Annotated in this window: 18 protein-coding genes and 1 riboswitch; of the genes, 7 read left to right on the forward strand and 11 right to left on the reverse strand. The window is 59.0% G+C overall.

Annotated elements, in window-relative coordinates; translation table 11 throughout:
* Positions 1-6: 6 nt before the first annotated feature.
* From uca to epmB, 7 genes are all read right to left on the reverse strand, one after another.
* Positions 7-3,630 carry an urea carboxylase gene (uca, locus tag QC816_RS04025; protein ID WP_309781084.1) on the reverse strand — a complete coding sequence of 1,208 codons (3,624 nt, stop codon included), beginning with the start codon at positions 3,628-3,630 and terminating at the stop codon, positions 7-9.
* Positions 3,631-3,711: 81 nt separating this feature from the next.
* Positions 3,712-4,353, reverse strand: a complete 642-nt coding sequence (locus tag QC816_RS04030; protein ID WP_309781087.1) for an urea amidolyase associated protein UAAP2 — start codon at positions 4,351-4,353, stop codon at positions 3,712-3,714.
* A gap of 15 nt (positions 4,354-4,368) precedes the next feature.
* Positions 4,369-5,091 carry an urea amidolyase associated protein UAAP1 gene (locus QC816_RS04035; RefSeq protein ID WP_309781089.1) on the reverse strand — a complete coding sequence of 241 codons (723 nt, stop codon included), beginning with the start codon at positions 5,089-5,091 and terminating at the stop codon, positions 4,369-4,371.
* Positions 5,088-5,882: an ABC transporter ATP-binding protein gene (locus tag QC816_RS04040; protein WP_309781091.1), complete on the reverse strand. Its 795-nt coding sequence runs from the start codon at positions 5,880-5,882 to the stop codon at positions 5,088-5,090. Before QC816_RS04040 ends, QC816_RS04035 begins: the two co-directional genes overlap by 4 nt.
* Positions 5,879-6,706: an ABC transporter permease gene (locus QC816_RS04045; RefSeq protein WP_309781093.1), complete on the reverse strand. Its 828-nt coding sequence runs from the start codon at positions 6,704-6,706 to the stop codon at positions 5,879-5,881. The genes QC816_RS04040 and QC816_RS04045 overlap by 4 nt, the downstream gene beginning before the upstream one ends.
* Positions 6,707-6,766: 60 nt before the next feature.
* Positions 6,767-7,843 (reverse strand): putative urea ABC transporter substrate-binding protein, encoded by a 1,077-nt coding sequence (locus QC816_RS04050; protein WP_309781095.1) that lies wholly within the window; start codon positions 7,841-7,843, stop codon positions 6,767-6,769.
* Between the two features lie 57 nt (positions 7,844-7,900).
* Positions 7,901-8,023, reverse strand: a riboswitch (guanidine-I (ykkC/yxkD leader).
* A 208-nt stretch (positions 8,024-8,231) separates the two neighbouring features.
* Positions 8,232-9,251 carry an EF-P beta-lysylation protein EpmB gene (gene epmB / locus QC816_RS04055; RefSeq protein WP_309781098.1) on the reverse strand — a complete coding sequence of 340 codons (1,020 nt, stop codon included), beginning with the start codon at positions 9,249-9,251 and terminating at the stop codon, positions 8,232-8,234.
* A gap of 108 nt (positions 9,252-9,359) precedes the next feature.
* On the opposite strand from epmB, the gene efp reads away from it, so the two are divergent.
* Together efp and epmA are read left to right on the forward strand one after the other, a co-directional pair.
* Positions 9,360-9,926, forward strand: a complete 567-nt coding sequence (gene efp / locus QC816_RS04060; RefSeq protein ID WP_066321208.1) for an elongation factor P — start codon at positions 9,360-9,362, stop codon at positions 9,924-9,926.
* Between the two features lie 235 nt (positions 9,927-10,161).
* On the forward strand, positions 10,162-11,142 hold the full coding sequence (epmA, locus tag QC816_RS04065) for an EF-P lysine aminoacylase EpmA (protein WP_085917942.1): 981 nt from the start codon (positions 10,162-10,164) through the stop codon (positions 11,140-11,142).
* A 19-nt stretch (positions 11,143-11,161) separates the two neighbouring features.
* On the opposite strand, the gene asd is transcribed toward epmA, so the two are convergent.
* Genes asd through rsgA form a run of 3 tightly spaced genes read right to left on the reverse strand, consistent with a single transcriptional unit; the run spans position 11,162 to position 13,885 of the window.
* Positions 11,162-11,995 (reverse strand): archaetidylserine decarboxylase, encoded by an 834-nt coding sequence (gene asd, locus QC816_RS04070; protein ID WP_309781101.1) that lies wholly within the window; start codon positions 11,993-11,995, stop codon positions 11,162-11,164.
* 10 nt (positions 11,996-12,005) lie between these two features.
* Positions 12,006-12,848, reverse strand: a complete 843-nt coding sequence (locus QC816_RS04075; protein WP_199283492.1) for a sulfurtransferase — start codon at positions 12,846-12,848, stop codon at positions 12,006-12,008.
* A complete protein-coding gene (gene rsgA, locus QC816_RS04080) occupies positions 12,845-13,885 on the reverse strand; it encodes a small ribosomal subunit biogenesis GTPase RsgA (RefSeq protein ID WP_199283491.1) in 1,041 nt (346 codons plus the stop codon). Before rsgA ends, QC816_RS04075 begins: the two co-directional genes overlap by 4 nt.
* A gap of 87 nt (positions 13,886-13,972) precedes the next feature.
* On the opposite strand from rsgA, the gene orn reads away from it, so the two are divergent.
* The gene (gene orn / locus QC816_RS04085) at positions 13,973-14,554 is read left to right on the forward strand and encodes an oligoribonuclease (protein WP_309781106.1); all 582 of its coding nucleotides are present in this window, start codon (positions 13,973-13,975) and stop codon (positions 14,552-14,554) included.
* Between the two features lie 13 nt (positions 14,555-14,567).
* On the opposite strand, the gene queG is transcribed toward orn, so the two are convergent.
* A complete protein-coding gene (gene queG, locus QC816_RS04090; protein WP_264823305.1) occupies positions 14,568-15,659 on the reverse strand; it encodes a tRNA epoxyqueuosine(34) reductase QueG in 1,092 nt (363 codons plus the stop codon).
* A 128-nt stretch (positions 15,660-15,787) separates the two neighbouring features.
* On the opposite strand from queG, the gene QC816_RS04095 reads away from it, so the two are divergent.
* Genes QC816_RS04095 through mutL form a run of 4 tightly spaced genes read left to right on the forward strand, consistent with a single transcriptional unit; the run spans position 15,788 to position 21,203 of the window.
* Positions 15,788-17,281 (forward strand): NAD(P)H-hydrate dehydratase, encoded by a 1,494-nt coding sequence (locus tag QC816_RS04095; protein ID WP_309781109.1) that lies wholly within the window; start codon positions 15,788-15,790, stop codon positions 17,279-17,281.
* An 11-nt stretch (positions 17,282-17,292) separates the two neighbouring features.
* Entirely contained in the window at positions 17,293-17,790 is a 498-nt protein-coding gene (gene tsaE / locus QC816_RS04100) for a tRNA (adenosine(37)-N6)-threonylcarbamoyltransferase complex ATPase subunit type 1 TsaE (RefSeq protein ID WP_085917949.1), read from the forward strand.
* A gap of 5 nt (positions 17,791-17,795) precedes the next feature.
* A complete protein-coding gene (locus tag QC816_RS04105; RefSeq protein WP_422823542.1) occupies positions 17,796-19,274 on the forward strand; it encodes an N-acetylmuramoyl-L-alanine amidase in 1,479 nt (492 codons plus the stop codon).
* Between the two features lie 30 nt (positions 19,275-19,304).
* Positions 19,305-21,203, forward strand: a complete 1,899-nt coding sequence (mutL, locus tag QC816_RS04110; protein ID WP_309781110.1) for a DNA mismatch repair endonuclease MutL — start codon at positions 19,305-19,307, stop codon at positions 21,201-21,203.
* Positions 21,204-21,215 lie beyond the last annotated feature (12 nt).

Raw genomic sequence — 21,215 nt, forward strand, 5'->3', positions numbered from 1 at the left:
TCAGTATCACGTCTTTTCCTCACTCTTGAGCACCACAACCGGCTGCCCAGGGGCGATGGATGCTCCCTCGGCAAGCGGCAGGCGAACAACGCGACCATCGCAGTGGGCGGTGATCTCGACTTCCATTTTCATCGATTCCACCACGGCCACCGGCTGGCCAGCCGTGACCTGGTCACCTTCTTCAACCAGCAACTTCCACAGGCTGCCGGTGACGGGGCTTTCGATACCAATTTCGTTGTCATCCAGCGCCGTGACTTCGGCGCTTTCCGGGGCCTGATCTTCGAAGGTGAACTGACCATTGGCCCGCCAGGCGGCCATCTCCGCCTGGAAGGCGGCTTCGCGCTTGGCGCGGAAGCTCTCGATCGCCTCGGCGTTCCTGTCGATCTCGGCCTGGTAATCCGCCAGGCGAAAACGCGTTGTCTCAATGGGTAAATCATACCGACCATGGGGGAAGTCGCGGCGAATCTGGGTTAGCTCGTCGTGGCTGACCTCGAAAAAACGCAGCTGGTCAAAAAAGCGCAGCAGCCAGGGGGTTTCAAAGTGCTGTGTGGTGCGGTAGCGGTTCCACATCTGCAGCGTGCGGCCGACAAACTGGTAGCCGCCAGGGCCTTCCATGCCATAAACGCACAGATAGGCGCCGCCGATGCCCACGGAGTTTTCGGCGGTCCAGGTGCGGGCCGGGTTGTACTTGGTGGTCACCAGCCGCTGGCGCGGGTCAAGCGGGGTCGAAACGGGGGCGCCCAGGTAGACATCCCCCAGGCCCATTACCAGGTAGCGGGCATTGAAAACGATATCGCGCACTTGCTGCTCGCTTTCCAGGGCGTTGATGCGGCGGATAAAGTCGAGGTTACTGGGACACCAGGGGGCATCCGGGCGTACGCTGCGCTGGTATTTGTCGATGGCTTCCTGGCAGGCGGGGTCGTCCCAGGAGAGCGGCAGGTGTACCACCCTCGACTCGACTTCCAGCGACTCCACGTCGACCAGGGCCTGCTCGGCGTTTTGCAGGTGGGCGAGCAGTTCATCCAGGGTCAGTTCCAGGGGCTCGTAGTGAATCTGCAGCGAGCGGATGCCGGGGGTTAACTCGCGCAGGCCGGCCAGCGAGTGTTCCTGCAGCCAAAGCATCCAGGCGTGCACCCGAAAGCGCAGGGCGATATCCAGTTCCATGGCACCAAATTCGATCAGCAGGAAATCATCTCCGGCGCGTCGGTAAACAATGCGCTCACCGCCCTGCTCGGCGGGTACGTCGCGGACGATGGGGGTGTCGCGCTCAGGCTGAATCTCTTCGACGGGCGCAGCTGTGAGAGACGCCAGCTGGTTGAGCTGGCGCTCTTCCAGGGTGCGAGCGGTGGCCAGACTCACCGGCACAAAGCGTATGTTGTCACCGGCCGCCAGTTGACCCAGCTTCCAGCGCTCGGCGCGCAACACGGTGGCGGGGCACACAAAGCCGCCCAGCGAGGGGCCATCGGGGCCGAGGATAACCGGCATATCGCCGGTAAAGTCGATGGTGCCGAAGGCGTAGGCGTTATCGTGGATATTGGAAGGGTGCAGGCCCGCCTCGCCGCCGTCGGCTCGCGCCCACTCGGGGCGTGGGCCAATCAGCCTCACGCCGGTGCGGCTGGAGTTGTAGTGGACTTCCCACTCGTGGGCAAAGAATTGCTCGATATCGTCATCGGTAAAAAAGTCCGGCGCGCCGTGGGGGCCGTAAAGCACGGCTACCTGCCAGGTCTTCCCGCCATCGCGATGGCCGAAGGTGGGGATCAGCGCCTTATCAAGCTGCGTCGTCGGGGCAGGCGCGAGCGCGGGTAAGTCGAGCATGTCGCCGCTGCGCAGCGCGCGGCCGCCATGGCCGCCAAACTGGCCCAGGGTAAAGGTGCTGCGCGAGCCTAAATAGCGCGGGCAATCGATGCCGCCGCGTACCAGCAGGTAGGCGCGAGCGCCTGCGTCGGCCTTGCCCAGGGTCAGGGTGGCACCGGCAGGTATATCCACTACCTGCCAGAAGGCGACGGCTTCGCCATCCAGCGTGGCAGGCAGCTCGGCACCCGCCAGCACGATTTGCGTGGCGCGGTGAAAGCGCAGCGTCGGGCCGGTGAGGGTGATTTCCAGCCCGGCGGCATCGCTGGGGTTGTCGAGCAGGCGATTGCCCAGGCGAAACGACCAGTCGTCAAACGGCCCCGAGGGCGGTACGCCAACGTCCCAGTGGCCCTGGCGGCCGGGGTAATCCTGAATCGTTGTCATGGTGCCTGGGGCCAGCACTTCCATGGCGGGCGGCGCCCAATCCAGGGCTGTCAGCCAGTGGGTATCCAGGTCGGCACCCTGAAAACGATTGGCGCGCAGCACATGGGCAAGCCAGGTGCGGTTGGTGGTAATGCCATAAACGCTGGCGTTATCCAGCGAGTCCGCCAACTGCTCGATAGCAGTGCCACGATCGTCGGCGTGAACAATCACCTTGGCCAGCATGGGGTCGAAAAGGGCAGAGATGTCAAGCCCGGCTTCTATGGCATGGTCGATGCGCAGGCCATCGCCTTGAGGGAAATCGACCACCGTTAGCAAGCCTGCGCTGGGGCGAAAATCGTGCGCAGGGTCTTCGGCGTACAAGCGCGCCTGCACGGCATGGCCGCTGGGGACGAGATCTTTGGTGAGTCCCTCAAGATCAGGCAGTTTGCCTGCGCCGAGTTTTACCATCCACTTGACGATATCAATACCGTACACCATCTCGGTGACGCCATGCTCCACCTGAAGCCGGGTGTTCACTTCAAGGAAATAGAATGCCTCGCGCTGGGTATCGTAAATAAACTCGACGGTACCAGCGCTGCGGTAGTTGACCGCTCTGCCCAGTTGAACGGCGGTTTCGTGGAGTGCCTGGCGAACGTGTTCCGCCAGGTTAGGCGCCGGGCACTCCTCAAGCACTTTTTGGTGGCGGCGCTGGGTGGAGCAATCCCGTTCGCCCAGGGCCACGACATTGCCGAGGCCGTCGCCAAACAGCTGCACCTCAATATGGCGGGCGCGGGCAATGTAGGCTTCCAGAAACACGCCGCCATCCCCAAAGTTGCGCTCACCCAGGCCCTTGACCGAGTCAAAGGCGCGCTCGAGCTCGGCGGAGGTTTGGCACACTTGCATGCCGATCCCACCGCCACCGGCGGTGGACTTGAGCATCACCGGGTAGCCGACCTGCTCGGCGCTTTTGAGTGCTTCGTCAACGTTTTCAAGGAGCGCTGAGCCCGGCACCAGCGGCACACCGGCTTGCTCGGCCAGGCTGCGGGCTTCATGTTTTAAACCAAAGCGTTTTATCTGCTCGGTGGTGGGGCCCAAGAACACCAGCCCTGCAGCGTCGCAGGCGTCGATAAAGCGGGTGTTTTCCGACAGGAAACCGTAGCCAGGGTGTACTGCTTGCGCACCGCTTTGCTTGGCAATGGCGATGAGTTTGTCGATATCAAGGTAGGTCTCGCTGGCGCTGCCCTCGCCGAGCGAATAAGCCTCATCAGCCTGGTGGACGTAGGGCGCGTCACGGTCGGCGTCGGCGTAAACCACCACGCTGCCCACCTCCATTATTTTTAGGGTACGTAAAATGCGCGCGGCAATGGCGCCGCGATTGGCAATCAAAACTTTGCTGAACGTTTTATTGATAGACATGGCACTGCCTGCAAACAAGGGCGGGTCGTCCCGCTGGATAGTCAGTCGCTTGAGGTCGTCCCCAGGCCTTCAGTCTCTATGTCAACTGTCCCAAACCAACAGCTCGATGGGCGTGGGGTTGTAGCCGTTGCAGGGGTTGTTGAGCTGGGGGCAGTTGGAGACCAGCACGATCACATCCATCTCGGCGACCATCTCCACGTATTTGCCGGGTGCGGAAATGCCGTCTTCAAAGGTCAGCCCACCGTCGGCGGTGACCGGCACGTTCATGAAGAAATTGATGTTGTGAGTGATATCCCGCTTGGTCAGGCCGAACTCTGGATGATTGGCGATGGCCTGCATCCAGTTGTCGCGGCAGGAGTGCATATGGCGCTTTTCCAGGTCGTAGCGCACGGTATTGCTTTCGCTGGCGCAGGCGCCGCCCAGGGTGTCGTGACGGCCGCAGGTGTCGGCGCTGATGGTTAGCATGGCGCGTCCTTCGCTGGACATCAGCGTAGTGCCTGCGGTGAGGTAGACAGCGCCCTGTTCGCGCACCGTGTCCATGGCGCTGTAGCGCTCGCTGGTATCGTCGGCGCTGAAGAACAGGGTGTCGGCGGCCTGATTGCCCTCTAAGTCAAGGATACGCAGGGTTTGGCCGCGCTTTACGGTGCCGATGTAATGATTGCCCGCGTTAACGGTGGTGCGGCTCAGGGCATTTTCGGGGCGTAGGGTGCTTTCAATGATCATGGTATTCGTTCCCCCTTACAGGCCGAGGTGGTAAAGACGGTTATTGGCGAAGCCGCGGGCGTTTTCGGGACGCGAGCGGTAGCAGGGGTCGTCTTCCGTGGGCGGCTCGGCGGTGCCGAGGGCAATATCGACGCCGCGGCGGGGGTAGTCTGGGCTGGGATCGAGGGGGTGGGGGCAGGTGTGCAGCAGTACCAGGGTGTCCATCTCGAAACGCAGCGTGACGCTTTGGGCGGGCTGGCAGTGGCCCGGCACGTAGCGCAATTTGCCCTCGTCGTCGCTCTCGACCCGGGCGAACAGGTTGAGGTTGGCGGCCATATCCCGGCGGCCCAGGCCATATTTGGCAAGCTCGACCAGAAAGGCGTCGAAGCCGGTGCGGGTCCAGTCGTTGTGGCCCTGCTGATAGCTGACCGGCTGCCAGCCCTTGGCCAGTAAATGCCGGGGCATCAGGTTGCCGCCCACGCTGTCGTGCCAGCCCAGGTCGTCGTGAGTGATGGAGGCAAAGATTCGCCCCATGTCCGAATAAAGGCAGTGGCCCTGGGTCAGCTTGAAGGTGTGCTGGCACTTTAACGTGTCGGGCAGGTTTAAACGCTCGAGCAGGTTTTCCGGGTTGTAGCACAAAAGCCCTACGTTGCTGTCGACGTGTTGGGCGGTCAGAGTCAGGGTGGTGCCACGGCGCAGGCGCAGCGACCAGTGATGACCGCCGGGTAAATGGGTGGTGTAGTCTGGTTCGCGCTTCATAGCAGCGTCTCCTGGGTGTGGGTTTGCAGGCCGCCCTGCTGCAGTTTTTCCTTCAATGCTTCAGGCGGGCGGTCTCGGGATATGGGCAGGTCGTAGGTGATCGTGGCGCCATAGGCTTCCGGTGCCTGGGGGTCGTGGCGGGTTTTATCGAAGACCCAGAGCCGGGTGCCCAGCTCAAACGCCTCTTTCAAGTCGTGGGTGATCATGAAGATGGTCAACTGCTGCTCTTGCCACAGGCGGTTGATCAGCACGTGCATATCCTGGCGAATACCCGGATCTAGCGCGCCGAAGGGCTCATCGAGCAGCAAAATACGTGGCCGCATCATCAGCGCCTGGGCAATGGCCAGACGCTGCTGCATGCCGCCGGAAAGTTCATGCGGGTATTTATCCATGGCCTGGTCGAGGCCGACTTCTTCAATACGCTCGCGGGCTTTTTCAATCCCGCGACGCCTGGCGGCACCGAAACTCTTGCCCAGTAATTTAGAGCTGCGCAACTCATCGGCCATCATCACGTTGCCCAGCACCGTCAGGTGAGGGAACACCGAGTATTTCTGAAACACCACGCCACGATCGGGGCCTGGCTCGTTGGGAATGGGGTGGTCGTCCAGCATCAAGCTACCCCGCGAGGTGGCTTCGGTACCCAGCAGCATTTTTAGGAAGGTGGTTTTGCCGCAGCCCGAGGCGCCCACCAGGGTGACAAACTCGCCGGATTCAACACTGAAGTTGAGATTCTCAAGGACAACATGGTTGCCGTAATGCTTTTCTAACCGTTTGGCCGCCAGCAGGCTCATGCGTTGTCTCCTTCACTTGCGTGGTACCAGGGGAAGGCCATGCGTGATACCCAGGCCAGCAGCTGGTCAAGCAGAAATGCCAGCAGAGTGATCCAGGCGACATAGGGTAAAATGACGTCCATGGAGAGATAGCGGCGTACTAGAAAAATGCGGTAACCAAGCCCTTCCTGGGCGGCAATCGCTTCGGCGGCGATTAAAAACAGCCAGGCGGTGCCCATTGCCAGGCGGGTCGCGTTTAATAGCCGAGGCGTAAGCTGGGGCAGCAGCACCCTCAGCAATACTTGCCAAGAACTGGCGCCCAGAGTTTGGGCTTTAATCAGTTGTTCATCGGGTAGACGTAATGCATGACCCTGAAGGTCGCGAATGAGAAAGGGCGTGACGCCAATCACAATCAGCGCGATTTTGGCGGCTTCACCAGTGCCAAAGGCAATAAACAGGATGGGCAATAGCGCCATCGGCGGAATCAGCGAAGCAACGGTAACCAATGGGGAAAGCTTGGCGCGCACGAGGGGAAGCCCGCCGTTTAATATGCCCACAATCAGGCCGATCAGTGCGCTAATGCCTACGCCAATGACAATACGCTCAAGGCTGGCGAGGGTATCGCTCCAGAGTAAAATTTCACCGGTGCGAGCATTCTCGGCGGTGGCCAGGTGGTGAAATGACTGCGCCATCTTGGCAGGCGTAGGCAGTAGGGGGTCGTTGGGGTTTTCCGCAAGCCTTGCATTAGAAAGGCTTAGGTAGAGCATCCCCAGCAGTACAAAAGGTAGCAGACCTAGGAGCCAACGGCCGCCTCTGGAGGGCGTTGAGTTAATTAATCGCTTCATGGCGGTGTCCACAGAAGATGCAAGCAGGGGGAACGGCGAGCGCCGCTCCCATTGCGCGAATTATTGAGCGTCGATATAAGCTTGAGTGAAGCTTGGATCGAAGCGCAGTCGCACATTGCTTTCATCGCCAAACACACCGCTGGGGGTTTCGATGCCGACGACGCCTGCATTGGGTGCCATGTCGCCGAGCAGACCGTGTTCAAAGCTGAATTCGGCGACCCGTTCCATGGTCTCGAGCAGGTCAGGGCTTTCAATCAATTCGAGGGCTTCGGCTGGGTCGGTATAAAGATATGTCGCGGCTAGTTGCTCCCGATACCCTTCAAGGTCAGTGCCTGCAGCATCTGCCATTAGCGTTAGCGCGTCTTCATCTTCGTTAGCCATTACCTCCATGACTTCGTACCAGGCCCCTACCAGTGCGTGGCCTAATTCCGGGTTATCAGCAAGGGTTTGAGTATTCACGACCATGAGATCAAGAATTTCGCCGGGAATTTCGGCGGAGGTGTACACCACATTGGCATCCGGCATCTCGGCAATCGCACTGAGTTGAGGGTTCCAGGTGGTGACGGCTTCAGTGGATTCGCTCGAAAATAGACCGACAATGTCAGCATCAGAGCTGTTGACGGTTTCGATGTCACGCTCTGTCAAGCCAATGCTTTCCAATGCGCGAGCCAATAAGTAATGTGACACGCTGAACTGGACAAGATTGACCTCAAGGCCCTCGATATCCGCGAGGTCGTCATTGTCTTTCAGTACAATGCCATCGTTGCCATTGGAATAGTCACCGACGATTAACGCAGTGGAGTCGACGCCGCTGGCAGCCGGAAGCGTGAGGGCATCCATATTCGTCATGGCGCAACCATCGACATTGCCCGATGTATACTGGTTGATGGACTCGACGTAGTCGTTCACCTGCACCACATCGATGCTGATGCCGTACTTGTCGGCCCATTTGTCGACCACGCCTTCAACGTCGGCGTAGGCCCAGGGCATCCAGCCGGCATAGATCGACCAGCAAACGCTGAATTCATCGCGTTCCTGCGCCTGGGCAGGTGTAATGGCAAGCGTTGATGCCAGTAGCGCGGCAGATAAGGGGGCGAGGGAGAAATTTTTGAGGGCGTTACGATTGGCAAGGGTCATGGCAGCCTCCAGCGGCTAAGGGAAAACTCGGGGGCATCGGCGCATCACTGCACCTTATCCTCCCGGGCTTTTGTCCCGCCGTGTAACCCTACGCTAAAGCGTGAGGTCGATTGCTCTCGGACCAGCCACAGCCATCAGGGGTTATACGTTGATGGTGTCGGAACCCTAGCGATCTATTGGAAACTCAATTGTTGGGCAGCGTTAGCCGCCAATACCCCGTTTGTTACGCCTAGACACAAAGCAAAATTGTTGCCGATCCAGTTTAAGCCTTTTCTTTTCAGATAATTACAGTGCAGACGCCGCTAGAGCGTCAGAAGGATCGCCTCGATGTGCGCGCGTTAATGGTGCACAAGTGCTGGCTGCTGCACTGATTTGAGCCGCTTAGGCGTTAAAGCGGTGTCTTGCTCCCCTCGCCGGGAATTTCCCGCACCAGCCGCGGCATCAAGAACCCCGGCAACAGGTCGCGAAGTGAAGCTACAAGCTTGCGGGCTTCTTCATCCGGGACATCAAAATGTGCAGCGCCCTGCACGGGATCCAGTACGTGCAAGTAGTAGGGCAGAATGCCTGCTTCAAATAGCCGTTCCGACAGTGTGGCTAGGGTTGTTACGCCGTCGTTAATACCCCGTAGCAGGACACTCTGGTTGAGTAGCGTTACTCCGGCTTGTTTAAGCCGCGCGCAGGCGTCGACCACTGCCTGGTCGATCTCGTTGGCGTGGTTGATATGCAGCACCACGACTTTTTGCAGGCGAGTTGAGGCTAGCCAGCCAATCAGAGCATCATCAACACGGTCGGGAATTACCACGGGCAGACGTGTGTGAATACGTAGCCGCTTCAGGTGTGAAATGCCTTCAAGCTGCTCGACCAGCCAGGCCAGTTGGCGGTCATTGGCCGCAAGCGGATCACCGCCTGAGAGAATCGCCTCGTGAATGGAGGTGTCGGCGCGCAGGTAGTCGAGGGCTTCCTGCCACTGAGCCCTGGAGGGCGAATTCTCGCTGTAGGGGAAATGGCGGCGAAAGCAGTAGCGGCAGTTGATGGCACAGTTAGGGCTGGCGATCAGCAACACGCGGCCCGCATACTTGTGAATCAGCCCTTTGACGGGCTGATGATCCGCCTCCTCGAGGGGGTCCGTGACGTAGTTTGGCGGTGTCAGGGCCTCGTCGTCGAGCGGTAGCACCTGACGCAGCAGTGGATCATGAGGGTCGCCGGGGGTAATGCGCGACAAATAGGCGGCGGGCACACAGATATCAAAGAGTTGATGCCCCGTTCGAGCACCTGGCAACCATTCATCGCTCAACGCAAGCTGTTGACAAAGAATGGCGGGGTCGCGAATCGCCTGCGAGAGCTGCTGCTGCCAAGACGCTATTTGGGTCGTGGGGCACTTGTCGGCGATAATGATGTTCTCCTGCAAAAAAGCCCTCCTTCGGGTTATCATGCGCGCACTTATTGAACCAATATCATTAGAGTCGAAGCGGTCCTTCGCTCATCACGTTACTGACATGCATCATTGAGAGGCAATATGGCGAACTATTCTACCAACGAATTCAAGGGCGGTTTGAAAGTAATGCTCGACGGTGATCCTTGCTCGATCATAGAGAACGAGCTGGTCAAGCCGGGCAAGGGCCAAGCCTTTAACCGCGTCAAGCTACGTAACCTGATGACCGGTCGCGTGGGGGAGCGGACCTTTAAGTCGGGTGATTCGTTAGAGGGTGCCGACGTCATGGAACTGGAGATGGAGTATCTCTATAACGATAGCGAAATGTGGTACTTCATGAAAACCGACGGCTCCTTTGAACAGTATGCGGTGGAAAAGAAAGCGCTCGGCGAGACCGAAAAGTGGTTGAAGGAGCAGGTGCCTTATACCGTTACCTTGTGGAACGATAACGCCATTCACGTAGCACCGCCGAATTTCATCGAGCTTGAGGTGGTCGAAACCGACCCGGGGTTGAAAGGCGATACTGCCCAGGGTGGTTCCAAGCCTGCCACCTTGTCTTCCGGTGCCGTAGTGCGTGTGCCGCTGTTTATCAATGAAGGGGAAGTCCTCAAGATTGATACGCGCAGTGGAGAATACGTCTCGCGGGCCTAGCAGCCTGTCGGACTTAACACTGATCTACTGCGAATCCCGGTATTTTGCCAACTTTATTCGATCGGTTTCGTTAAATAGCGCGCTATTCGCCTCAATCGATCGATAAATTTGGCTCAAAATCCGTGATTCTCGCGACGATCGGTCAAGCCCGACAGGCTGCTAAAAAGGCGCCAGGAACGCGATATAGTGACAGCCACGCCCCAGGGCGTGGCTTTGTATTTTGGGAGTAAGGCCAATGACAGAAAGTTGGCGACCGACGGCCACCATCGAGACGCTGCGTGAGCGAGCCCGTTTACTGGCGAGCGTGCGACGTTTTTTTGCTGCGCGCGATGTGCTGGAGGTGGAAACGCCGGTGTTGGGTCAGGGGGGGAGTACCGATGTCCACCTGGTTTCGCTTTCAACGATGGCGCGTACGGATAAAGGCCAGCGTAAGCTGTGGCTGCAAACCTCGCCGGAATTTCATATGAAGCGACTGCTTGCAGCGGGTAGCGGGCCCATTTTTCAGCTGGCAAGAAGCTTCCGCGATGGTGAAGTGGGCGCTCGTCACAACCTCGAATTCACCATGCTGGAATGGTACCGCCCAGGATTCACCTTGGCAGATCTGATCGACGAAACGACCACCCTGGTCGCCAATATTCTGCCCAGTTTTCATGGGCCGGTGGTGCATTACCGCTATCGTCAGCTGTTTCATACCTATCTAGCGGTCGACCCGTTCACGACGTCTCTTGAGGCATTGCGCAGGCTTGCGGCTGAGCGCGGTCAGATGCCAGCCGGGGCGATGGCAAACGAGGGGCGCGATACGTGCCTCGATTTGTTGATGGGGCTGGTGATCGAACCGCAATTAGGGCGCAACGAACTAAGTGTGGTGGTGGATTACCCGGCAAGCCAGGCGGCGCTGGCACGCCGCCATCAAGACACGGACGGTGAGTGGGTTGCCTCACGCTTTGAGCTTTATCTAAACGGCACGGAATTGGCCAACGGTTACGATGAACTGACCGATGCGGCTGAGCAGCGTGCCCGCTTTATTGAAGATAACGCCGAGCGCCGCCGCTTGGGGTTGCCCGAAGTGGACGTGGATGAACGGCTGCTGGACGCCCTTGAGCATGGCATGCCGGATGGGGCAGGGGTGGCGCTGGGCATTGACCGTCTGGTTCAACTGGCGCTTGGAAAAGCACGCCTGGAAGACGTGCTGACGTTTTCGACGCCCAATTGCTAACTATCACCGGGATGAACCATCAATAACATCCAAGCGACTCTCCCATGCTGACCATCGAGGCGAGGGGCCGCTCTGTGAAACTAACCGGTTTGGCAAAGCACATCACCACCGTGGAGCCGAGCTTGAAGCGCCCCATTTCAGCGCCTTTTTCCAGGGTGATCGGTTGGCCAAACGGCATGCGCTGAGGATAGCCGGAAAGTGGCGTAACCTGTCCCGACCAGACGGTTTCGATCGCCGCGACGATCATGGCGCCCACCAGCACCATGGCCATCGGCCCCTGCTCGGTATCAAAGATGCACACCAGGCGCTCGTTACGGGCGAATAGCCCCGGCACATAGTTGGCCGTGGCCTGGTTGACAGAGAACAGCCTCCCGGGGACGTAGATCATTTCCCGCAGTGTGCCGGTGACCGGCATATGCACCCGGTGGTAGTCCTTTGGCGAAAGATACACCGTCGCAAAGCTGCCGCCGAGAAATTCTTCTGCCAGTTCCGTATCGCCGCCGAGCAGGGTTTGCGCAGAGTAGGTATGCCCCTTGGCCTGCACCAGTTGGCCGGCCTGGAGGCGGCCATACTGGGATACGGTGCCGTCGGCAGGGCTGATGATACCCTCGTGAATCGGACGGGCATCGGCCTTGAGCGCCCGAGTAAAAAAGTCGTTGAAAGTGGCGTAGGCCGTTGGTTCAGGTTCCAGTGCCTGGCTCATATCCACGTTAAAGCGCTTGATAAAGGCGTTGATCAGAGTGTTTTTCACCCAGGGGTTATCACACTGGGCAAACAGGCCGGTCAGGCGCGAAAGTGCGTGGTGGGGCAATGGGTACTGAATCAGCGAAAAGGCTTTTTGGTAAAGGGTCACGATAATATCTTCACTTCTCGATCGGCGTGTCGTCGCGGTTGCCCCATTCGCCCCAGGAGCCCGCATAGCCGCGCATATTGAAGCCCAGCGCCTTGCCGACCAGCCAGGTAAAGCTGCTGCGGTGGTGGCTCTGGCAGTGGGTGGCGATTTCCATTTCAGGGGTCAGGCCGAGGGCATCCAGCTCGGTAACCAGTTCGGCGTAATCGCGAATGCGCAGTGCCCGGTGGCGATCCATGACGTTCAGCCAATCCATGTTGACTGCCCCCGGAATATGTCCCAGGTGCTTATTATTACCCTTCTCGCCGTCGTATTCGGCGGTCGACCGTGCATCCCAGATGGCAAACTGTTTATCGTCGAGCTTCTGTTTGATCTCGTCGCAGGTAATCAGTGCCTGGGGATTAAGGATTTCGGCCCGATAATCGCTGGGTGTCGGTGCCGAGGGCTCGGTGCTTTCTTCAAGCCCTTCATCGCGCCAGGCGTGTATGCCGCCGTTCAGATAGGAATATCGGGTATGCCCGATCAGCTCCAGCGTCCAAAGTAGTCGGGCCGCCCAGCCGCCGCCCTCGTCGTCGTAGGCAACGACATGGATATCGCGGGTAAGGCCGAGCGCGCTGAACAGCCGCGAAAGCGCCTCAATGCTGGGAACGTCACTGGGAACAGGCCCTTCACCGCGCATCAAATAGCGAAAATCGAGGAAAATAGCGCCTGGCACATGGCCCTGACGATAACTGTCGGGGTTTACCGGCACGTCGATGATGAGCAGCTGAGGGTCGTCCAGGTTCGCCTGAAGCTGCTCGGGCTCAACAATCAGCGGTAGCACATTGGTTTCAGACGAATGACTCTCGGTGCTCATGGGCGACTCCTTATGGGTTCAGCGTTCAGGCTATCAACAATCCGCCTGTAGCTGGCAAATCGTTCTGGATGGATGTTGCCTGCCTCGACCGCTTCAAGTAAAGCACAACCGGGCTCAGCACGATGGCGGCAGTCGCGAAACCGACAGTGGCCGATAAACGGCCGGAACTCAATGAAACCGTCGGTAACCGCCTGTTCATCAAGATGAATCAGGCCAAATTCACGAATCCCGGGCGAGTCGATCAATTCACCGTCAATGACTTCATCCGTGCGCATGGCATAAAGCCGTGCCGTTGTCGTCGTATGGGTGCCTTTACGTGAATCCTCGGACAGCGCCCCGATGCGCAGGGTTTCATCGGGTAGCAGCAGATCAATGAGCGATGACTTGCCTACGCCGCTCTGGCCGACGAATACGGATGTGCGTCCTTCAAGCTGGCGGCGCAACGCATCCCATCCTGAATCTGTCGCGGTGGTCGTGCGCACCACGGTGTAACCCAAATCGCGGTAGCGTTCCAATAACTGACCCAACTCGCCACCATCGTTCGGCAGTAGATCGGTTTTATTGAGCACCAGTACCGGTGCGATACCAGTGGCTTCGGCAGCGACCAGGTAACGGTCGATCAAATTGGGGTGAGGGGCGGGTTCGGCGGCAAACACGATGAGTATCTGGTCAATATTAGCGGCCACTGGTTTGAGCTGGCCGCGCGCATCAGGGCGCTTGAGGACGCTTGCACGTTCGTCGCGGGCCACCACCACCCCGGAGCCTTCCTGGCCTGCCCGCCAGATGACCCGGTCACCGGTTACCAATCCGTCCAGGTTGGCACGCAAGTGGCAACGCACAGGCACACCATCGGCATTACGCACTTCTAGCGTGCGCCCAAAATGCGCCATCACGCGACCCGGCTGTTCGGCACCGTATTCGCCAGCGGCAAGCTTCTCGGCATCCTGTGTATCGCGTTTTTCAGCGCGCTGGGCACGCTCTGCCTGAACCTTCTCGACCCGCCAACGCTGTTGACGGCTTAATTTACGTTTGCTCATGACCACCCGATGCTCGGTACAATGGGTTTATTGTACCTGTTAACTGGCGCAGGGTAACTTGAATGACCCACCATTTTGGAGAGCACGATGAGCGAACATAATGCACCGCGTGATGACCGGCTGGTCTGGATTGATCTGGAGATGACCGGTCTGGACCCTGACAAGGAGCGCATTATCGAAGTGGCCACCCTGGTGACCGATGCCTACTTGAACGTCGTGGCGGAAGGGCCGGTGATCGCCGTCAAGCAGCCCGATAGCCTGCTGGCGCAGATGGATGACTGGAATCAAAAGACCCACGGTGATTCGGGGTTGGTCGCTCGCGTGAAAGCCAGCACGGTGGAAACGGCTGACGCCGAGCAGCAGACTCTGGACTTCCTGCGCCAGTACGTTACCCCGGGTTCCTCGCCCATGTGCGGCAACAGCATCCACCAGGACCGGCGTTTTCTGGAGCGTGAAATGCCCGCGCTATGGGCGTTTTTCCACTACCGCAACCTGGATGTATCCACCGTGAAGGAGCTCGCCAAACGCTGGAACCCTGGCGCACTTGTCGGGTTCAAGAAGCAAAATGTCCACCTGGCAATGGACGATATTAAAGAGTCGATTGCCGAACTTTCCCATTATCGCAACACGTTTTTGCGTCTTGAGACCCATAGCGACGAAGAGGAATAGATATACGTAACAACTAAGAAGCGGCGGTGGCAATGCGCGTTTCGCGCTTGAAACGCTGCTCCTCGAGTGCCCAGGCAACGTGTTCACGTACCAGTTCGCTTGGAAAGGCTCTGCGTGCCCAAAGTGCGGCCTCGACGGCTTCGCTCCAGGGCGCGTTGCCCAGGCCCACGGCGATATTGCGTAGCCAGCGCTCGTAGCCAATGCGCCGAATGGGACTGCCGGCTGTCTTGGCGAGAAATTCTTCTTCCCCCCAGGTGAAAAGGCGAACAAGCGACGCGCGGTCAAGATCATGGCGCGGTGCGAAATCGTCTTCCTGGGTCGCGCGGGTAAAGCGTGTGAAGGGGCATACCAGTTGGCAGTCGTCGCAGCCATAAATGCGGTTGCCCATGGCGCGGCGATATTCCACCGGAATGGCGCCGTGGAGTTCAATGGTCAGATACGAAATGCACTTGCGTGAATCGACGACTTTATCATCGACGATGGCCCCTGTTGGGCAGGCGGTGCGACAGGCGTTGCAACTGCCGCAGTGTTCTTCTTCAAAGGGGGCGTCGACAGGCAGTGGCAGGTCAGTGTACAGCTCGCCCAGGAAAAACAGCGAGCCGGCCTTGGGGTTGAGCAGCATGGCGTTCTTGCCGAACCAGCCCAGGCCGGCTTTCTGAGCCAGCGCCCGTTCCATGACCGGTGCAGAATCGACAAAGGCCCGGTAGCCAAACGCACCGACCTCGTGCTCAATCTGCTTCGCTAACTGTGCCAGGCGCTTACGCATCAATTTGTGATAGTCCCGGCCTAGGGCATAGCGCGACACATAGGCACGACGGGGTTGGCCGAGGACCTTGGTGCTTTCTACCTCGGCAGGCAGGTAATCCATGCGCACGCTGATGACCCGCTGCGTGCCGGGCTCTAGCTCCGCCGGGCGGGTGCGTTTAGTGCCGTGCTTGGCCATGAAGCCCATTTCACCGTGGTACCCTTTGTCCAGCCAGGTGTTGAGGTGCGCTTCATGGGCCTCCAGGTGGGTGTCGGTAATGCCTACCTGCTGGAAGCCGAGCTCACGCCCCCAGGTTTTGATGAGTTCTGCAAGATCGGCAAGGGTATCGTCTGAAAGCATGGGGAACGCCGCTTCGTCGCAAAAAAAAGAAAAGCCAGAGAAAATTGGGCGTTGATACTCAACGGTCAGGCGTCAGCCGCGCTATGCTAACGCATTGCTGGCCGTCACAACATGTGAAAGGAGAGATCGTGTCTCGCTTAACAACGTCTACGTTACGCCCTCTTTATAAAGCCGCTCAAGTACGCGAGCTGGATCGGCGTACCATTGCCGGAGGAATCGATGGGTTTGCCTTGATGCAGCGCGCGGCATCGAGTGCTTGGCACAGTTTCCGCTCCCGTTGGCCCCAGGCACGTAGCGTCACGGTGCTATGTGGCAGCGGTAATAATGGCGGTGATGGCCACGTGCTGGCGGCCCTGGCGATGCAGTCGGGGCTTAAGGTCCAACGCATTTCGCTGAAGCCGTTGAATGAGCTGAAGGACGATGCCTTTCGTGCCGCGCAACTCGCCAGTCAAGCCGGAGTGAGTTGCGAGGAGTGGCACCCCGCGACGGTGTTGTCGGGTGAAGTGATTGTCGATGCACTGCTGGGAACTGGTTTGAACGGCGAGGTGTCGGGTCGCTATCAGCGAGCTATCGAGCTGATCAATGCAGCCTCCCAGCCGGTGTTATCGATTGATATTCCGTCAGGGCTGGCAGCCGATACGGGTGCGGTACTTGGTGTGGCGGTGGAAGCCGCTTGCACCGTAACATTTATCGGCGACAAGATCGGCCTGCACACCGGTGAAGCCCCTGCTTACACGGGCGAAATCGACTTCCGTCCGCTGAGTGTCAAGGCCCAGGCATTTTTTGATATTCCCCCCACCGCCTGGCGCCTTGACGACGACATGCTCAGCGAAGCGTTCAGACCGCGCTCGCGGACCAGTCACAAAGGCCGTATGGGTTATGTATTGGTCATGGGGGGCGCGCCTGGCTTTGGCGGTGCCGCGTTGCTGGCGTCCCAGGCCGCGGCGCGTCTGGGGGCAGGCAAAGTCAGTCTGGCAACGGCTGCTGAGCATATTACCGCCAGTTTGGTGCGCTGCCCGGAAGTCATGGCACATGCGATACGGGGTGGTGCCGAGGCCATTGAGCTGCCTCAGCAGGCGGATGCCGTGGTGGTTGGGCCCGGGCTTGGCCAGGCCGCATGGGGGCAGGCCATCCTGCAAAGTGCCTTGCAGGCAACTGTGCCGCTGGTCGTGGATGCCGATGGGTTAACCTTGCTGGCCAGTCACTGGCCTGATTTACGCCGTGATGATTGGGTGCTCACCCCCCATCCGGGTGAGGCAGCCCGTTTACTGGGCTGCTCGGTGGAGGACGTTCAGGCTGACCGGCCCGCCGCCGCTCAGGCGCTTCAGCGTGCGCGGGGGGGCGTGGTGATACTCAAAGGCGCGGGCAGTCTGGTGGCAGGCCCTGGTGGCTTGATGGTATGTCCCTACGGCAATCCTGGCATGGCCAGTGGCGGCATGGGCGATGCGCTCAGTGGGATGCTCGGCGCGCTAATTGCCCAGCGGGGCGATGTCGAAACCAGTGCCTGGCTAGGTACCCTGGTGCATGCCTTGGCGGCAGATCGAGCGGCGGCAGCGTTCGGCGAGCGTGGCTTGCTGGCGAGCGATCTGGCATCCTATGCGCGAGAATTAATTAACCCGTGAAGGCAGCCCAAATGCAGGTGCAACTGGATAATGAACAAGCTCAGGTAGCCTTCGGTGAAGCCCTGGGTAGCGTATTGCAAGGACGCGGGCGTATTTATCTGGAAGGCGACTTGGGAGCGGGGAAAACGACACTGACCCGCGGTGTATTGCGGGCTTACGGCTATCAGGGGGCGGTTAAAAGCCCTACATACACGCTAATCGAACCTTATGAATTGGCCAGCATGCGGCTTTATCATCTGGATCTATATCGCTTGTCCGACCCTGAGGAACTCGAATTTATCGGCGGACGTGACGTATTGGCAGATGACGCGCTGTGCTTGATTGAATGGCCGAGCCGTGGCGAGGGCTGGCTGCCAGCGGCGGATATTTGCCTGCAGTTGGCAGTTGACGAGCCTGGGCGTAGAGCCCGGCTAAGTGCCGGTAGCGACTTCGGCGAAAAGGTGTTGGCCAAGTTAGGTGATCGTTTGTCTGTCTGTCCCCAGCAGGGCGGTGTATTTCAATGGTCATAAGCGCGATGGGTATCCATGCAAAGGTGATGAAAGTATTGGCATTGCGCCAGTTGGCGCTGAGTATTGTAGCGGTCATATCGGCGGGTCTATGGACGTCGCTTCAGGCGGCCACCGTCGAGGGCATGAGGCTCTGGGCGGCGCCCGATCATGCGCGCCTGGTTTTTGACCTTTCGGGCGCAACATCGGCTGACGTATTTTCTCTGGATGATCCTGCACGTCTGGTGATTGATCTGGAAAACAGCCAGCTAGAAGCCGACCCTGATAGCCTGTCGCTTGAAGACAGCGCCATCAGCGCGTTGCGCACCGGTACGCGAGAAGGTAATGGATTACGCGTCGTCCTTGAGCTCAATCGTGAAGTCGAGCCGCGCCACTTTACCCTGACACCCAACGACCAGTACGGGCACCGGCTTGTGGTCGATCTGGAATATCCTGGCGAAAGTGCCGTGGAAAACCCTATCGACCCAATCGAGGCAATGATTCGCGAGCAGGAGATTCAAGCGCAACGAGCGGGTGCCCAGGTGCGAGCAGGCAGTGATCAGCAGGCAACTGAGCCGACATCGCGTTCGTCCGAGCAGGCCAAGCCTCACCCGAGGCGCGATATTATTATCGCCGTGGATGCAGGCCATGGCGGTGAAGACCCAGGGGCAATCGGTCCATCAGGTACCCGTGAAAAAGACGTCGTACTCGATATTAGTCAACGCTTGGCCAATATCATCAATGCGACTGAAGGTTTTAAAGCGGTGTTGATTCGCGACGGCGACTATTACCTTGGGCTGCGCCAGCGAACCCAGCTTGCCCGTGAACAGAAAGCCGACTTTTTTGTCTCGATTCACGCCGATGCCTTCACCAGCCCACGCCCACAGGGAAGCTCGGTATATGCGCTTTCCCAGCGCGGGGCAACATCAGAAACGGCGCAGTGGCTGGCCGACAGCGAAAACCGCTCCGACCTGATTGGTGGGGTGGATGGCAACCTGTCTCTACGCGATAAAGATCAGGTGTTGCGGGGCGTATTGCTGGATTTAACCATGACAGCGACGCTCAACGATTCTCTGTCAATCGGCGGTCAGGTGCTTGACCAACTGGGCCGGGTGAACCGGTTGCATAAGTCCCGGGTTGAGCAGGCTGGCTTCATGGTGCTCAAGTCGCCCGATATACCGTCATTGCTGATTGAAACGGGCTTTATATCCAACCCGGAAGAAGAGCGACGCTTACGCGATCCTGTACACCAGCAGGGGGTTGCCGAGGCTATTTTTGGCGGCCTGAAGAGCCATTTTGAGCGTTATCCACCGCCCGCCAGCCTGCTGGCTTGGCAGCGGGATAATCAACGCCGCCCAGGTGGCGATGAATACCGTATTCAGTCCGGCGATACGCTCTCGGCGATTGCAGTGCGCCACGGTGTGCCCGTGAACCAGTTAAAGCAGGCGAACGACCTCAACGGAGATGTTATCCGGGTGGGCCAAGTATTGCGTATTCCCAGTTCATGAGGTGTTGTATTGACTGAAACGACGTCCGCTATGCCACGTATACACGTACTGGACCCGCGGTTGGCGAACCAGATTGCCGCGGGGGAAGTGGTCGAGCGACCGGCTTCGGTGACCAAGGAACTGATCGAAAATGCCATCGACGCAGGCAGCCAGCGTATCGAAGTCGATATTGAAGCGGGCGGTGCGCGGCTTATCAAGATCCGCGACGACGGTATTGGCATTGGTGAGCAGGATTTGCCGCTGGCGCTCGCCCGCCATGCCACCAGCAAGATCGATAGTCTGGAAGATCTGGAAGGCGTCAGCTCACTGGGTTTTCGCGGTGAAGCACTGGCGTCAATCAGTTCGGTATCGCGCCTGGAACTGGTGTCCAATGCGCTGGACGACCCGCGACAGGGGTGGCGCGTGGTGGCTGAGGGGCGCGGCATGGAAACACGCGTGACGCCAGCGCCTCATCCTCGAGGCACTAGCGTGTCAGTGCGCGACCTGTTTTTTAATACCCCCGCGCGGCGTAAATTTCTGCGTACCGAAAAAACCGAATTTGCTCACGTTGAGGAAGCCTTCCGCCGCCAGGCTTTATCGCGCTACGACATTGCCTGGACCCTGCGGCATAATCAAAAAGTGGTCCATCAACTACCACCAGGCGATACGGAAGCGGCCCGTGAGCGGCGTATTGCCTCGCTGCTCGGCAATAATTTTATTGAGCATGCGCGTTACATTGAGCGCGAAGCCGGTGCGCTTCGTCTGAGTGGTTGGGTGGGCTTGCCCACCCATTCACGCGCCCAGGCAGATCAACAATACTTTTTTGTTAACGGCCGTGTGGTGCGCGACCGGTTGGTCGCCCATGCCGTTCGCCAAGCCTACCGCGATGTTCTTTACAATGGGCGCCACCCGGTCTTCGTCCTTTACTTGACGCTTGATCCAGATGTGGTGGATGTCAATGTGCATCCTACCAAGCACGAGGTACGTTTCCGCGATGGTCGCATGGTGCACGACTTTCTTTATTCAAGCCTGCATCACAGCCTGGCAGACGCCCGGCCCAACGCCGAGGATGTCAATGCTGTGTCGCCGTCACAGCCCACGGCCTCTTTGGAGACCCCGGGCGAGCCTGCCCGCTGGCAACAGCAGGGTATGGCGCTTTCACCTTCAGCCGCACCGTCAGCTGATCGTCACCCGGGTGGCGAACGAGTGCGCCGTTTCATGCAGGGTTATCAGGCATTGCACCCCGACCATGAAGAGACACTGCTGACGCCCCAGTCGACTGCCCATGAAGGCCCATTTGGCGAGACGCAGGGCGACGTGCGCGAAGCGCCGCTGGTGATGCCGCAGAGTGACCCCACCAGCGCACCGCCGCTGGGGTTTGCTCTGGGGCAGCTTCATGGGGTTTATATTCTGGCCCAGAATGTCCATGGCCTGGTGTTGGTGGACATGCATGCCGCTCACGAGCGCATCGTCTACGAGCGAATGAAAAATCAGTTGGCGGCGTCACAGGGGGTCGACACGCAGCCATTACTCGTGCCCGTGTCACTGGCCGCCAGCCGCAGCGAAGTGGCTACCGTGGAAAGTGAACGTGATGCGATCGCTAAACTGGGCGTAGAGCTGGATGTGGCGGGTCCTGAAACCCTGCTGGTACGCCAGCTTCCGGCCATGCTTGCGCAGGCAGATCCCGAGACACTGGTTCGTGAAATGCTGGAAGAACTGGCTCGCTTCGGGCGCACGCACCAGGTCGAAGCGCGCATACACGAACTGTTATCGACCATGGCATGCCATGGGAGCGTACGCGCCAATCGGCGTCTGACGCTGGATGAAATGAATGCACTGTTGCGCGATATGGAACGCACCGAGCGCAGCGACCAGTGCAATCATGGTCGCCCGACCTGGACGCAAATGGATATGAAAGCCCTCGATAGGCTATTCATGCGCGGTCAGTAACGGTTATGTTGG

The organism is Vreelandella janggokensis (assembly GCF_031451615.1).
GTDB classification, from domain to species: Bacteria; Pseudomonadota; Gammaproteobacteria; order Pseudomonadales; family Halomonadaceae; genus Vreelandella; species Vreelandella janggokensis.